This window comes from Stenotrophomonas sp. Steno-Z10-HUANG, from assembly GCF_056393075.1.
This window is the reverse complement of sequence record NZ_JBWJPA010000006.1, coordinates 200,890-216,459: the sequence shown is the minus strand read 5'-3', so window position 1 is coordinate 216,459 and position 15,570 is coordinate 200,890. Positions and strand designations below refer to the sequence as shown.

The 15,570-nt window shown below is 70.0% G+C and carries 9 protein-coding genes; 6 read left to right on the top strand and 3 right to left on the bottom strand.

Features of this window, described 5'->3' with window-relative positions; translation table 11 throughout:
* Positions 1–81 precede the first annotated feature (81 nt).
* Positions 82–1,446 carry a 2-oxoadipate dioxygenase/decarboxylase HglS gene (gene hglS, locus AC06E6_RS10495; protein WP_240212833.1) on the top strand — a complete coding sequence of 455 codons (1,365 nt, stop codon included), beginning with the start codon at positions 82–84 and terminating at the stop codon, positions 1,444–1,446.
* A gap of 246 nt (positions 1,447–1,692) precedes the next feature.
* Here the strand turns inward: hglS and AC06E6_RS10490 are convergent, their stop codons facing one another.
* The 3 genes from AC06E6_RS10490 to AC06E6_RS10480 all read right to left on the bottom strand — a co-directional run bounded on the left by AC06E6_RS10490 (position 1,693) and on the right by AC06E6_RS10480 (position 9,454).
* Positions 1,693–4,812 carry an efflux RND transporter permease subunit gene (locus AC06E6_RS10490; protein WP_161614025.1) on the bottom strand — a complete coding sequence of 1,040 codons (3,120 nt, stop codon included), beginning with the start codon at positions 4,810–4,812 and terminating at the stop codon, positions 1,693–1,695.
* A complete protein-coding gene (locus AC06E6_RS10485; protein ID WP_240212834.1) occupies positions 4,809–8,045 on the bottom strand; it encodes an efflux RND transporter permease subunit in 3,237 nt (1,078 codons plus the stop codon). The genes AC06E6_RS10490 and AC06E6_RS10485 overlap by 4 nt, the downstream gene beginning before the upstream one ends.
* Before the next feature lie 158 nt (positions 8,046–8,203).
* The gene (locus AC06E6_RS10480) at positions 8,204–9,454 is read right to left on the bottom strand and encodes an efflux RND transporter periplasmic adaptor subunit (RefSeq protein WP_161614027.1); all 1,251 of its coding nucleotides are present in this window, start codon (positions 9,452–9,454) and stop codon (positions 8,204–8,206) included.
* A gap of 209 nt (positions 9,455–9,663) precedes the next feature.
* Between AC06E6_RS10480 and AC06E6_RS10475 the strand changes: the two genes are divergently transcribed.
* The 5 genes from AC06E6_RS10475 to AC06E6_RS10455 all read left to right on the top strand — a co-directional run bounded on the left by AC06E6_RS10475 (position 9,664) and on the right by AC06E6_RS10455 (position 15,466).
* Complete coding sequence (locus AC06E6_RS10475) at positions 9,664–10,980, top strand: amidohydrolase (RefSeq protein ID WP_478061239.1); 1,317 nt, start codon at positions 9,664–9,666, stop codon at positions 10,978–10,980.
* A 212-nt stretch (positions 10,981–11,192) separates the two neighbouring features.
* Positions 11,193–12,005, top strand: a complete 813-nt coding sequence (gene queF / locus AC06E6_RS10470) for an NADPH-dependent 7-cyano-7-deazaguanine reductase QueF (protein WP_478061237.1) — start codon at positions 11,193–11,195, stop codon at positions 12,003–12,005.
* 102 nt (positions 12,006–12,107) lie between these two features.
* The gene (locus AC06E6_RS10465; RefSeq protein ID WP_321989812.1) at positions 12,108–12,407 is read left to right on the top strand and encodes a LysM peptidoglycan-binding domain-containing protein; all 300 of its coding nucleotides are present in this window, start codon (positions 12,108–12,110) and stop codon (positions 12,405–12,407) included.
* Positions 12,408–12,451: 44 nt separating this feature from the next.
* Positions 12,452–12,940, top strand: coding sequence for a hypothetical protein (locus AC06E6_RS10460; RefSeq protein ID WP_293762474.1), 489 nt, complete (start codon positions 12,452–12,454; stop codon positions 12,938–12,940).
* Positions 12,941–13,240: 300 nt separating this feature from the next.
* Positions 13,241–15,466, top strand: a complete 2,226-nt coding sequence (locus AC06E6_RS10455) for an NADP-dependent isocitrate dehydrogenase (protein WP_313232187.1) — start codon at positions 13,241–13,243, stop codon at positions 15,464–15,466.
* Positions 15,467–15,570 lie beyond the last annotated feature (104 nt).

The window sequence follows — 15,570 nt, the reverse complement described above, 5'->3', positions numbered from 1 at the left end:
AAGTATCCAATGCAATGGATGACCGGCTGACCCCATCCGGGCGAAAATAGCGGTTTCCCCTGCCGCGCCGCGCGCCCCGCCATGACCGCCGACCGTTTCGTCTCCGCCGATCACATCCGCAGCCTGTTCTCGCAGGCGATGTCGCACATGTACCGCACCGAGGTGCCGCTGTACGGCACGCTTGTGGAGCTGGTCGGCGAGGTCAACGCCGGCGTCCTGGCGGCGCAGCCGGAACTGGATGCGCAGATGCAGCGCAGTGGCGAGCGCGAACGCCTGGACGTGGAGCGCCACGGCGCGATCCGGGTCGGCACCGCGCAGGAGCTGTCCACGCTGCGCCGCCTGTTCGCGGTCATGGGCATGCAGCCGGTGGGCTACTACGACCTGTCGGTGGCCGGCGTGCCGGTGCACTCCACTGCGTTCCGCCCGGTCGATGGCGAATCGCTGAACCGCAATCCGTTCCGGGTGTTCACCTCGCTGCTGCGGCTGGAACTGATCGAGGACGAAGCGCTGCGCGCGCAGGCGGCCGGGATCCTGTCCCGGCGCACGATCTTCACCCCGGGCGTGCTGCAGCTCATCGAGCAGTGCGAACGCGATGGCGGCCTGTCCGGCGAGGATGCCTGGCGCTTCGTGGTCGAGGCACTGGAGACCTTCCGCTGGCACAACGAGGCCACCGTGTCGCTGCAGACCTACCACGCCCTGCATGCCGCGCACCGGCTGGTGGCCGATGTGGTCAGCTTCCGTGGCCCGCACATCAACCACCTCACGCCGCGCACGCTCGACATCGATGCCGCGCAGGCGGCGATGCACGCGCGCGGCCTGGCCGCCAAGGCGGTGATCGAAGGCCCGCCGCGCCGCGCGTGCCCGATCCTGCTGCGCCAGACCAGCTTCAAGGCGCTGGAGGAACTGGTGCACTTCCCCTCGGGCGAGGACAACGCCGCCGGCACCCATACCGCGCGTTTCGGCGAGATCGAGCAGCGCGGCCTGGCGCTGACTCCCAAGGGCCGCGCGCTGTACGACGCGCTGCTGGCCCAGGCGCGCGACAACGGCGGCGCCGGCAGCACCGGTGGCGACTACATGCAGCGCCTGCAGGCGGCGTTCGCCGGCTTCCCCGACGACCACGCCACCCTGCGCCGCGAGGGCCTGGGCTACTACCGCTACGCGCTGACCGATGCCGGCCGCGCGCTGCCGGCGGCCGAGCGCGCACTGCCGGCCGAGGTGCTGATCGACCGCGGCCTGGCCGTCGCCGAACCCATCGTCTACGAAGACTTCCTGCCGGTCAGCGCCGCGGGCATCTTCCAGTCCAACCTGGGCGGCGAGGAGCAGCGCGCCTATGCGGCGCGTGCCAACCGCGAAGCGTTCGAGCAGGCCCTGGGGGCGACGGTGGCCGACGAATTCGCGATCTACGAGCGCCTGCAGGCGGAATCGCTGGCGCAGCTGGTGGCCTGATCCGTGGCGATGGGGCCGGTACGACACGCCGGCTGCCGGCGCGACTGTGCTTGCCCCATCTGCTGCCGGCCTCCATCCGCCGGCCATGTCGCTGCGGACGGAAACCCGCACGTATGAACCGCGTGCAGCCGTTGGCCGGGGTGACGGCTGCGTCGCCGCGATGGTGATCTCCGCGATGCCGCGCAATGCCAGGCAGGGACGTTCCCGGCTACGTTCCATCGGAACGTAGCCCCGTGCAGGAGACGATCAGGCCCGTGCGACCCGCCGCTGGCCCTTGCGCTCGCGGCGGCGTGCGCGCCAGCCGCGCCAGTGCTGCTGCAGGCAGGAGAAGATCACGTACAGCGCCGGGGTGCTGAGCAGGGTCAGGCTCTGCGAGATCAGCAGGCCGCCGATCATCGCGATGCCCAGCGGGCGGCGCAGTTCCGAGCCTTCGCCCAGGCCGATCGCCAGCGGCAGCGCCGCCAGGATCGCGACCATCGTGGTCATCATGATCGGGCGGAAGCGCACGATGCTGGCCTCGCGCACCGCTTCGGCCGGCGACCTGCCGTGTTCGCGCTGCGCCACCAGGGCGAAGTCGATCATCATGATCGCGTTCTTCTTGACGATGCCGATCAGCAGCACTAGGGCGATGGTCGAGATCACCGACAGGTCGGTGTTGGTCACCCACAACGCCAGCAGCGCGCCCATGCCGGCGGCCGGCAGGGTGGACAGGATCGTCACCGGGTGCACCAGGTTCTCGTACAGCATGCCCAGCACGATGTAGACGGTGGCGATGGCGGCGATGATCAGCATCAGCATCGCCGCCGGGTCCAGCGCCTGGCGGAAGCCGCCGGGTTCGGCCTGGCGGATGTCACCGGGCATGCGCAGGCCGTCGATGGCGGCCTTGACGATGGCGTCGCCTTCGCCACTGCTGACCCCGGGCGCCAGGTTGTAGCTCAGGTCCATCACCGTGTACTGGTTCTGGTGGGTCACCTGCGACGGCGCCAGCCCGGGTTCCTGGTGGGCGAAGGCGGTCAGCGGGATCATCTGCCCGCTGCTGGAGCGCACGTACACGTCGTCGATGGCCGCCGGGCTGCCGGTCTGTTCCGGCAGCGCGTTGACCACCACGCCGTACTGGTTGAGATCGGCGTAGATGGTGGAGATCTGGCGCTGGCCGAAGGCGCCGTACAGCGCGCCGTCGATCGCGCCGATGCTTACGCCCAGGCGCGAGGCCTTCTCGCGGTCGATGACGATCTTCTGCATCAGCCCGCCCTTGTCCACGTCCGAGCCGACGTCGCGCAGCTTCGGGTTCTGCTTCAGCACCTCGACCAGCTTGGGCAGCCATTCGGCCAGTTGCGCGGCATCGTTGCCCTGCAGGGTGACGCGGTTCTGCGCGCCCTGGCCGCCACCGCCGCCGCCGTCGGACGGCAGGTCCTGGATGGCGCGCAGGCGCACGTCCAGGTCCGGGAACTGCGCCGCCTTGGCGCTGAGCCGGGCCACCACCAGGCTGGTCGGCTCGCGTCGGCCCTCGGCCATGGTCCTGAGCTCGATGTTGAACTGCGCGCTGCTGCCCTGGCGGCTGGAACCCAGCCGCGAGCCGACCATCTTCACCGCCGGGTCGGCCAGGAACATGTCGCTCAGGCGCCGCTGCCGCTGGCTCATCTCGGCGAACGACACCGTGGCGCTGGAGCTGGCGCGGCCCCAGATCAGGCCGGTGTCCTGCTCGGGGAAGTTGCCCTTGCCGACCGCGCCGGCCAGGTAGAACGTGGCCACGATCAGCAGCAGCGGGGTGAGCGCCAGCAGCAGCGCATGGCGCAGCGAGAAATCCAGCGCCACCGTGTACACCTTCAGCATGCCGCCGTGCACGCGGTCGAGCAGGCGGTGCATGCGCGATTCGCGCACGTGCGCCGCGTGCGGCTGCAGGAAGCGCGCGCACAGCGCCGGGGTCAGGGTCAGCGACACCAGCGCCGACACCATGATCGCCGCCACCAGGGTCAGGGTGAACTCGCGGAAGAACGCGCCGAGCATGCCCTGGGCGAAGATGATCGGCAGGAACACCGCCACCAGCGAGGCGGTGATGGAGACGATGGTGAAGCCGATCTCGCGCGCACCCGCCATCGCCGCCTGCAGGCGCGGCATGCCGGCGTCCAGGTGGCGCATGATGTTCTCGATCACCACGATGGCGTCGTCGACCACGAAACCAATGGCGATGACCAACGCCAGCAGGGTCAGGTTGTTGAGGGTGAAACCCAGCACCATCATCACCACCGCCGCGCCGGCCAGCGACAGCGGCACGGTGACCGCGGCGATCAGCGTCGGCGCCAGCCGGCGCAGGAACAGCGCCATGGTCAGCACCACCATCGCCAGGCTGATCATCAGGGTGATCTGCACCTCGGCCAGCGACGCGCGGATGGTCGGAGTGCGGTCGAAGTAGGGGGTGAGCGTGGTGCCGGCATCGAGATGGCTGGACAGCGCCGGCATTTCCGCCTTGACCCGGTCCACGGTCGCCACCAGGTTGGCGCCGCTGCGCAGGTACACGTACATCAGCACGCCGCGCTTGCCGTTGAACCAGGCCGCCTGGAACGCGTCCTGCTGACCGTCGTAGACGGTGGCGATGTCCTTCAGCCGCACCACCGCGCCGTCGTGGCTGGCAATGGCGATGTTGGCGAAATCGGCGGCCCTGCGTACCTGGTCGTTGAGGACGATGGCGGTCTGGCTGCGGCCGTCGTCGAGGAAGCCCAGCGGCGAGGCCACGTTGGCCGCGCGCATGGCGTTGCGCAGGTCGTCCGGGCTCAGCCCCAGCGCGTTCATCGCGCGCAGGTTCAGGTCCACGCGCACCGCCGGGGTCGAGGCGCCGGCGATGTCCACCTGCGATACCCCCGGCAACTGGCGCAGGCGCTGCGCCAGCAGCGAATCGGCCAGGTTGTAGAGCTGCGCGACCGACTGCGTGTCCGAGGTCAGCGACAGCGCGATCACCGGGTCGTCGTTGGGGTTGGCCTTCTGGTAGGTGGGCGTGTTGATGCCGGCCGGCAGGTCGGCCATGGCGGCGTTGATCGCCGCCTGCACGTCCTGCGCGGCGGCGTCGATATCGCGGCTGGTGTCGAACATCAGGAACACCATGCTGCGCCCGTCGCTGCTGCTCGAGCGCATGGTGCTGATGCCCGGCACCTGGCCGAGGTGGCGTTCCAGCGGCGCGGTGACGGTGGCGGCCATGGTGTCGGCGTCGGCGCCGATGTTGCTGGCCTGCACGAAGATCACCGGGATCGACAGGTTCGGCAGCGCCGCCACGCCCAGCCGCAGGTAGCAGAGCAGGCCGGCGAAGAACAGGCCGATGGCCAGCAGGCTGATGCCGATCGGGCGCTTGATGAAGGGCGCGGAGATGTTCATGCCGTGCGCTTGCCGGCGGCCTGCAGGCGTGCGGCCGCGCGCTGCTCGCGGCGCCGCGCGGCCCACTCGGAGAACCGCTCGAAGTACAGGTAGATCACCGGCGTGGTGTACAGCGTGACCAGCTGCGACAGCAGCAGGCCACCGACGATGGCCACGCCCAGCGGGCGCCGCAGCTCCGAGCCGATGCCGGTGCCCAGCGCCAGTGGCAGCGCGCCGAGCATGGCCGCGGCGGTGGTCATCATGATCGGGCGGAAGCGCAGCAGGCAGGCGCGGCGGATCGCATCGAAGGCGTTCATGCCGGCGCGCTGCGCGTCCAGCGCGAAGTCGATCATCATGATCGCGTTCTTCTTGACGATGCCGATCAGCAGCACGATGCCGACGATGCCGTCCACCGACAGGCTCATCCCGCACAGGTACAGCGCCAGCAGCGCGCCGACCCCGGCCGGCGGCAGGGTGGAGATGATGGTCAGCGGATGGATCCAGCTCTCGTAGAGCACGCCGAGCACGATGTAGATCACCGCGATGGCGGCCAGCAGCAGCATCACCACGTCGGTCTGGCTGCTGGAGAACTCGGCCGCGGTGCCGACGAACTGCGCCTGCATCTGCGGCGGCAGCTGCAGCGCGGCCACGGCCTTGTTGATCGCCGCCACGCCTTCGGACAGCGAATAGCCCGGGGCCAGGTTGAACGAGATCGTCGCCGACGGCAGCTGCTGCTGGTGGCTGACGACCAGTGGCGCGGTGCCCGGGGTGGCGGTGGCGATGGCCGACAGCGGAATGCTGCCGCCGGCGCCCAGCGCGATGCCGGTGTTGCTGTTGCCGATGCCGGTGGCGGTGGAGGAGTTGCTGGAGCTGACCTGGCCCAGGGTGGTGGCGTTGCTGCCGGTGAGCGCGCCGCTGCCGTTGCTGCCGATCGCCAGCTGGTTCATCAGCGCGTCGGCGGTGCGGAACTCCGGCGCCACCTCCAGCACCACGCGGTACTGGTTGAGCTGGGTGAAGATGGTGGAGATCTGGCGCTGGCCGTAGGCGTCGTACAGGGTGTCGTCGATGGTCTGCATCGGCACGCCGTAGCGGCTGGCCTTGTCGCGGTCCACTTCCACGTGCAGGGCGCGGCCGTGGTCGGCCAGGTTGTTGTCGACGTCGGCCAGCTCCGGCAGGCGGCGCAGCGCGTCGGTGACGCGCGCGGCCTGCTCGGCCAACTCCCGGCTGTCCATGTCCGACAGCGAGAACTGGTAGGCGGTGGCGGCCACGCGCGTGTCCAGGGTCACGTCCTGCACCGGCTTGAGGTACAGCGCGACGCCGGGGATGTGCGCGGCGGCGGCCTGCAGCCGCGGCAGGATCGTGTCCAGGCTGCCGCGCTCGCCGCGATCCTTGAGCACGATGTTCAGCTGGCCCTGGTTGAGCGTGGGGTTCATCGAGCCGGCGCCGATGTAGGCGGCCACGCCGGTCACCGCCGCGTCCTGGCGCAACGCCTCGGCCACCGCCTGGGTGCGCTGCTGCATCTGCTCGAAGGCCACGTTCTGGTCGGCGATCACCACGCCGGTGATCATGCCGGTGTCCTGGTCGGGCAGCAGGCCCTTGGGAATGGCGATGTACAGCAGCACGGTCAGCACCACCGAGCCCAGGGCGATGCCCAGGGTCATGCGCTGGTGGCGCAGCACCCAATCCAGGCTGGATTCGTACAGGTGCACCAGCCGCGACCACGCCGTCACCTTGCCCTGCGCGGCGGCGCGCTCGTGGGCATCGTCGCCCTCGGGCAGCGCGTCGGGCTTGAGCAGGTAGGCGCACATCATCGGGGTGAGCGTCAGCGAGATCAGCATCGAGATCGCCACCGCGATCGACAGCACCCAGGCGAACTCGTGGAACAGGCGGCCGGTGACGCCGGGCATCAGGATCAGCGGCAGGAACACCGCGATCAGCGACACGGTCAGCGACAGCACGGTGAAGCCGATCTCCCTGGCGCCGGTTTCGGCGGCATCCTGGCCGTCCTTGCCCTGCTCGATGTAGCGCACGATGTTCTCGATCATCACGATCGCGTCGTCGACCACGAAGCCGGTGGCCACGGTCAGCGCCATCAGCGACAGGTTGTCCAGCGACATGCCGGCAAAGGCCATCACCCCGAAGGTGCCCAGCAGCGACAGCGGCACCGCCACCGAGGGGATCACCGTTGCCCACAGCCGGCGCAGGAACACGAAGATCACCGCCACCACCAGGCAGATGGTCAGGATGAGGGTGAACTGCACGTCGTGCACCGAGGCGCGGATGGTGACGGTGCGGTCGGAGAACACGTCCAGCTTCACGTCCGCCGGCAACATGCCCTGCAGGCCGGGCAGAATCTGGCGGATGCTCTCCACGGTCTTGACGATGTTGGCGCCGGGCTGGCGCCGCACTTCCAGCAGCACCGCCGGCTTGCCGTCGGCCCAAGCCGCGATCTGGTCGTTCTCCACCCCGTCGACCACGCTGGCCACGTCGCGCAGCCGCACCGGCGCGCCGTTGCGGTAGCGCACGATGATGTCGTTGTAGTCGGCCGCGTCGCTGAGCTGGTCGTTGGTGGACAGCGTGTAGCTCTGGGTCTTGCCGTTGAGCGAGCCCTTGGGCGCGTTGACGTTGGCCTGGGTCAGCGCGCTGCGCAGGTCTTCCAGGGTCATGCCCATGTTGGCCAGCTGCGCCGGGTTGGCCTGGATGCGCACGGCCGGGCGCACGTTGCCGGCGATCGACACCAGGCCGACGCCGTCCACCTGCGACAGGCGCTGCGCCAGCACCGAGTCGGCCAGGTCGTTGACCTCGCGCAGCGGGCGCGTGTCCGAGGCCAGCTTGAGGGTCAGGATCGGCGCGTCGGCCGGATTTACCCGGTTGTAGACCGGCTGGTACGGCAGCGAGCCGGGCAGGGTGGCCTGGCGGATCGCCGCCTGCACGTCCTGGGCGGCGGTGTCGATGTCGCGCTCCATCGAGAACTGCAGCACGATCGTGGACAGGCCGGCCGAGGAGTCGGAAGTCATCAGGTCCAGGCCGGAGATCTGGCCCAGCTGCCGCTCCAGCGGCGTGGTCACCAGCGAGGCCATGGTCTGCGCGCTGGCGCCGGGGTACTGCGTGGTCACCACCAGGCTGGGTGCTTCGATCTCGGGCAGGGCCGAAACCGGCAGGCGCTGGTAGCCAAGGATGCCGAGCAGCATCAGCCCGACCATCAGCAGCGAGGTGGCGATGGGGCGGCGGATGAAGAGAGTCGAGAAGCCCACGGTCGATTCCTGTGGTGAGAGTGTGCGCGGCGCGGGGCGGTCAGTGCCTGCCCCAGCTCCGGCCGCGCGCGTCGCGTGCACCGCACCGGGTGTTCACGCGTGCATATGGAGCCGGTGCCCGCGCCGCGCCGTCGCGCGCGGCAGGCAGCGGCCGCGCCTCAACGCGGGCCACGACCGCCCCGGCCGCCGCCGCCGCGCTTCTCGCTGGCGGCCTTGAGCTGCGCCTCGGTCGGTGCCGGCGGCGCCTGCCCCGGCTGCAGCGGATTGACCGCGACGCCTTCCTTGAGCCGGAACTGGCCTTCGGTCACCACCTTGTCGCCCGGCTGCAGGCCCTTGCTGATGACCACGTGGCTGTCGTCGACCTGGCCGCCCTGCACCACCTCGCGCAGGGTGACGGTGTTGTCCGGCTTGATCAGGTAGACGAAGTCGCCGGTGCTGCTGCGCTGCACCGCTTCGGCCGGCACCACCACCGCGTCGGGCAGCTCGTCGAGCTTCATGCGCACGTTGACGAACTGGCCCGGCCACAGCGCCTGGTCGGCGTTGGGGAACTCGGCGCGCAGGCGGAAGGTGCCGCTGCTGGCGCTGATCTGGTTGTCCACCACCTGCAGCCTGCCGTCGGCGTTGACCACGCTGCCGCCGGCGCGGTCCAGCGTCGCGGCTTCCAGCGGTCCCTTGCCCTGCGCCGCGCGCACCGCCTCCAACTGCTGCTCGGGCAGGTTGAACAGCACGTAGATCGGCTGCAGCTGGGTCAGGGTGACGATCGCCGTACCGGCGCTGACCACGTTGCCGGGGTCGACCGCGCGGATGCCAGCCACGCCGTCGATCGGCGAGACGATGCGGGTGTAGCCCAGCTGCACCCTGCTCTGGTTGGCGCTGGCCTGGGCCGCCGCCACCGCGGCCTGGTACTGCGCGACCTGGTTGCGCAGGGTGGTCAGGTCGGTCTGCGCCACGTACTGGCGGTAGGCCTCGGAATTGGAGCGTTCGTAGTTGGACTGGGCGGTCGCCAGCAGGGCCTGGTTCTGGCGCTGGCTGGCGATGGCCTGGTCGTACTGGGCCTGGAAGGTGCGCGGGTCGATCCGGGCGAGCAGGTCGCCCTTCTTCACCGTCTGCCCTTCCTTGAAGTCCACGCTCAGCAGCTCGCCCCCCACCTGCGGGCTGACCGTGACCGTGTTGTAGGCGGCCACCGTGCCCTGCGCGGTGACATACACCGGCACGTTCCTGCGTTCGGCCGCCACCGCGGTGACCGGCACCGGATCGCGTGCCTTGTCGCCGCCGCCCCGGCCTCCCGGGCCGCCCGCGGTTGGTGCCGCGCCGCCGGCCTGCTTGCCGCCCCCCATCATCCGGTAGCCGATTCCCGCCACCAGCAGGACGGCGATGACGAGCAGCACGATCTTCCAGAAACGCGACATGCAAAAACTCCCGGGGAACCGATGGGCGAAGGGGCGGGCACAACGGCGCAGAGCATAACGCCGGGCCATGACAGCGGCTGCATGACCGATGGGCCACGCGCTCTGACCGGCAAGGGGGGTGAACGGTTCCGCGCGGCATCGGTTGACACTCGTCGCCCCGGTTCGTTTGCCCTACATTCACCTCTCGATTGCCGACGAGGAATGCCTGGATGATCCGCAAGACCGTTGTGTTGACCGCGCTGGCGTGCGCCCTGGCCCCCGCGGCCGCGCTGGCCGGCGATGCCCAGCGCCCCGAGGTCGCGGCCGCCGCCGCGCGCCTGCAGCAGCAGGTGGTGGAGTGGCGCCGCGACTTCCACCAGCATCCGGAGCTGTCCAACCGCGAAGCGCGCACCGCCGCCAAGGTCGCCGAACGCCTGCGCGCGATGGGCCTGCAGCCGAAGACCGGGGTGGCCGTGCACGGCGTGGTCGCGGTCATCAAGGGCGGCCTGCCGGGCCCGAAGATCGCCCTGCGCGCGGACATGGACGCACTGCCGGTGACCGAGCAGACCGGGCTGCCGTTCGCGTCCACCGCCACCGCCGAGTACCGCGGCGAGAAGGTCGGGGTGATGCACGCCTGCGGCCACGACGCCCACACCGCCACCCTGCTCGGCGTGGCCGACGCGCTGGTGGCGATGCGCGACACGCTACCCGGCGAAGTGATGCTGATCTTCCAGCCGGCCGAGGAGGGCGCGCCGCCGCCGGAGCAGGGCGGTGCCGAGCTGATGCTCAAGGAAGGGCTGTTCAAGGACTTCAAGCCGGAGGCGGTGTTCGGCCTGCATGTGTTCTCCAGCGTCCAGGCCGGGCAGATCGCCGTGCGCGGCGGCCCGCTGATGGCCGCGTCGGACCGCTTCGCCATCACCGTCAACGGCCGCCAGACCCACGGCTCGGCGCCGTGGAACGGCATCGACCCGATCGTCGCCGCCTCCGACCTGATCGGCACCGCGCAGACCATCGTCAGCCGCCGCGCCAACCTGTCCAAACAGCCGGCGGTGCTCACCTTCGGCGCGATCAAGGGCGGCATCCGCTACAACATCATCCCCGACGCGGTGGAGATGGTCGGCACCATCCGCACCTTCGACCCGGACATGCGCCGACAGATCTTCGCCGACCTGCGCAGCGTCGCCGAGCACACCGCGGCCGCGCACGGCGCCAGCGCCACCACCGACATCTACGAGAAGGACGGCAACCCGGCCACGGTCAACGATCCGGCGCTGACCGCGCGCATGCTGCCCAGCCTGCAGGCCGTGGTCGGCAAGGACAATGTCTACGAGCCGCCGCTGCAGATGGGCTCGGAGGACTTCTCGCTGTACGCGCAGCAGATGCCGGCGATGTTCTTCTTCGTCGGCTCGACCGGGCAGGGCATCGATCCGGCCACCGCGCCCAGCAACCACTCGCCGAAGTTCCTGCTCGACGAGACGGCGCTGGACGTCGGTCTGCGCGCGCTGCTGCAGGTGTCGCTGGACTACCTGCACGGCGCCCGGGGCTGAGCCGCGGCGGGTACCGGCAACGGCGGGCGGCCGGACAGCCGCCGCCCGCCGTTGCCGTGGCGCCGGGCCAGGGCCCGGTGACGCGCGCGCGCCACCGGGCCCCGGGGAAGGCGGCTGCGGCCCGGCCTTCCCGGCCAGCACCCGGCGGCGCTGGCACCGGCGTCGATGCGTGGTGCAGGCAGGGCTCACCCGGCACGCCCTACAATCCGCGCATGAATACCCCCCACGATTCCAGCCTCGGCCGCGAGGTCGCCTATCCCTCGCAGTATGACCCGGGCCTGCTGTTCCCGATCCCGCGCGCCACCGCCCGCGCCGCGATCGGCCTGGATGCCGCCTTGCCGTTCGTCGGCCAGGACCGCTGGCATGTCTATGAGCTGGGCTGGCTGGACAGGCGCGGCAAGCCGTGCGTGGCGACCGCGACCCTGTGGGTGCCGGCGGCCTCGCCGCACCTGGTCGAGTCCAAGTCGCTCAAGCTCTACCTGAACTCCCTCAACGCGGCGCGCTTCGACAGTGCCGACGAGGTGCGTGCGCGCATCGCCGCCGACCTGTCCGCCTGCGCCGGGGCCGCGGTCACGGTCGAGTTCGGGCTGCCGCCGGTGGCCGACGCCGAAGGCCACAGCATCGATGGCCTGGACCTGGACATCGACCACTATGGTCCGCCGCAGGCCGGCTTCCTGCATGCCGATACCGGCGAGGCCGTCGCCGAGACACTGGTCTCGGCACTGCTCAAGTCCAATTGCCCGGTCACCGGCCAGCCCGACTGGGCCAGCATCAGCATCCGCTACGCGGGCCCGCGGATCGACCGCGGCGGCCTGCTGCGCTACCTGGTCAGCTACCGCGACCACGCCGAGTTCCACGAGCAGTGCGTGGAGCGGATCTTCCTCGACCTGATGCACCACTGCGGCTGCCATTCGCTGGACGTGGAGGCGCGCTACACCCGCCGCGGCGGGCTGGACATCAACCCGCGCCGGTCGACTCCGGACCTGGCCGCCGGCCACCGGCCGTTGCGCGACCCGCGCCAATAGGCCGGGCCGCCCGCACCGGGTACACGCCGGCTTTACGCCGGCGCGATGGTTCCTTAACGCGGCCGGTGCAATGGTGGCACCCAGCCGAGGAGGAACGACCCGATGAGCAATGACAAGAAGGCCGATTTTTCGGACGTGACGTCCACGGTGGACAGCACCGCCGCCGTCGCGCCGAAGGCTGATTTTTCCGATGTGACCGCGCGGGTGGATTCCACCGCGCAGATCGCCGGCGGGCAGCAGTACACCGTGCAGAAGGGCGACAGCCTGTCGCGCATCGCCAAGCATCTGCTGGGTGATGCCAATGCCTGGAAGCAGATCTTCGAGGCCAACCGCGACGTGCTTTCCGACCCCGACAAGATCTTTCCCGGGCAGACCCTGAAGATTCCCCCGCGCCAGGGTTGAGGCCGCCAGGCCCGGTGCCTTTTCCTCCCATTCCGGAGCATCCCATGAAGAAGACTTCGCTCAGCAGTGTCCTGATGATCACCCTGGCCGGCACCCTGGCCGTGGCCGGCTGCAAGAAGCAGGAAGAGACCGCGCCGCCGCCGATGGAAAGCACCCCGGCGCCGGCGCCGATGAGTGAACCGGCACCGCCGCCGGCGGCCGCACCGGCGGTCAGTGTCACCTCGGTCACCGTCGGCACCACCGCGGCGGCGGACAAGTCGGTGGCGCCGGTGGCCATGATCGGCGGCAAGGACAAGATCATCGTGTCGGTGAAGACCGACGGCGCCGCGACCAACGCCACCCTCGGCGTGAAGCTCACCTACCAGGACGGGCAGGTGGCCGGCGAGCAGACCGCAACGCTCACCGCCACCGGTGCCGAGACCACCAACGTCGAATTCAGCAAGGCAAGCGCATGGCCCGCCGGCAAGTACCGCGCGGACGTGACCCTGGACGGCCAGCCGGCCGGCACCACCCAGGAGTTCGAAGTGAAGTAGCAAGCGGCATCACCTGTCGCCCCTCTCTCCCGACAGGTGCAGGCCATGGGCGCAGTCGCAGGACTGCGCCCTTTTTTATGACCGCATGCGCGGTGGCCGTGCCAGCGCGGCGTCGGCATCGCTGGGCGCCCGCGCCGCGTCGCCACGCGTCCGGCGGATGCCCGCCCCATGCGCCGATGCCATGTGCCGGCGCGGCGGCGCACTGCCGCAACCGTACCGGCCCGTTTTGCCCGAACCGTCGCGACGCGCGACAATGCAGTGCTGACTACCCGCATTTACTTCCGACGGAAACCATCCCCCATGTCCGATACGCCGAAGATCATCTACACGCTCACCGACGAAGCCCCGTTCCTGGCGACGCAGTCGCTGCTGCCGATCATCGATGCGTATGCCACCACCGCCGGCATCGCGGTGGAGACCCGCGACATCTCGCTTTCCGGCCGCATCCTGTCGCAGTTCCCGGACTACCTGCAGGACGGGCAGAAGATCAGCGACGACCTGGCCGAGCTCGGCGAGCTGGCGACCCGGCCGGAAGCCAACATCATCAAGCTGCCCAACATCAGCGCCTCGGTGCCGCAGCTCAAGGCCGCGATCAAGGAGCTGCAGGACCAGGGCTACGCGCTGCCGAACTACCCGGACGCGCCGGCCGACGATGTCGCCCGCGACATCAAGGCGCGCTACGACAAGGTCAAGGGCAGTGCGGTGAACCCGGTGCTGCGCGAAGGCAACTCGGACCGCCGTGCGCCGCTGTCGGTCAAGAACTACGCGCGCAAGCACCCGCACCGCATGGGCGCGTGGAGCAGCGACTCGAAGTCGCACGTGGCGCACATGGACGACGGTGATTTCTACGGCAGCGAGAAGTCGGCCACGCTGGCCGCCGCCGGCAGCCTGAAGATCGAGCTGGTGCAGGACGATGGCCGGACCGTGGTGCTCAAGGAGAAGACCGCGGTCAAGGCCGGCGAGATCGTCGATGCCTCGGTGATGTCGCGCCGCGCGCTGGCCGCGTTCGTCGCCGCGCAGATCGCCGACGCCCGCGCCCAGGGCGTGCTGTTCTCGCTGCACCTGAAGGCGACCATGATGAAGGTCTCCGACCCGATCATGTTCGGCGTGGTGGTCGAGGAGTTCTACAAGGACGTGCTGGGCAAGTACGCCGCCGAGCTCAGGCAGGCCGGCTTCGACCCGAACAACGGCATCGGCGACCTGTACGCGCGGCTGCCGTCGCTGCCGGAAGCCACCCAGGAGGCGATCAAGGCCGACATCGCCGCCGAGTACGCCCGGCGCCCGGCGGTGGCGATGGTCAACTCCGACAAGGGCATCACCAACCTGCACGTGCCCAGCGACGTGATCGTCGACGCCTCGATGCCGGCAATGATCCGCGACTCCGGCCGCATGTGGAACGCCGAGGGCAAGCTGCAGGACACCAAGGCGCTGATCCCGGACCGCTGCTACGCCGGCGTCTACCAGGCGGTGATCGAGGACTGCAAGGCGCATGGCGCGTTCGACCCGGCGACCATGGGCAGCGTGCCCAACGTCGGGCTGATGGCGCAGAAGGCCGAGGAGTACGGCAGCCACGACAAGACCTTCCAGATCCCGGCCGACGGCACCGTGCGCGTCAGCGACGACGCCGGCAACGTGGTGTTCGAGCACAGGGTCGAGGCCGGTGACATCTGGCGCATGTGCCAGACCAAGGACGCGCCGATCCAGGACTGGGTCAAGCTGGCCGTCAGCCGCGCGCGCCTGAGCAACACCCCGGCCGTGTTCTGGCTGGACGCCAACCGCGCGCATGACGCGCAGGTGATCGCCAAGGTCGAGAAGTACCTGAAGGACCACGATACCCAGGGCCTGGACATCCGCATCCTGTCGCCGGTGGAAGCGACGAAGTTCTCGCTGGAGCGCATCCGTAAGGGCCAGGACACCATCTCGGTGACCGGCAACGTGCTGCGCGACTACCTGACCGACCTGTTCCCGATCCTGGAGCTGGGCACCAGCGCCAAGATGCTGTCGATCGTGCCGCTGATGGCCGGTGGCGGCCTGTTCGAGACCGGCGCCGGCGGTTCGGCACCCAAGCACGTGCAGCAGTTCGTCGAGGAGGACTACCTGCGCTGGGATTCGCTGGGCGAGTTCCTGGCCCTGGCCGCCTCGCTGGAACACCTGGCCCAGCGCTACGACAACACCGCCGCCGCGGTGCTGGCCAAGGCGCTGGACCAGGCCAACGGCATGTTCCTCGACAACGACCGCTCGCCGGGCCGCAAGCTCGGCACCATCGACAACCGCGGCAGCCACTTCTACCTGGCCATGTACTGGGCGCAGGCGCTGGCCGCGCAGGACGAGGACGCCGCGCTGAAGGCCAGGTTCGCGCCGCTGGCCAGGGCGCTGGCCGACAACGAGCAGAAGATCGTCGAGGAACTGGTCGCGGTGCAGGGCAAGGCCGTGGACATCGGCGGCTACTACCGCCCGGACCTAGGCAGGACCCGCCGCGCGATGCGCCCGAGCGCGACCCTCAACGCCGCGCTGGCCGCGCTCTGATCGCAGCCGCCACGGCCGTTTGAGCCGAAGCCCGCATCGCCGCGCGATGCGGGCTTCGTGTTTCATGGTGCCGCGCATCCCCGCAACGCGGCGGGCGGCCGCGC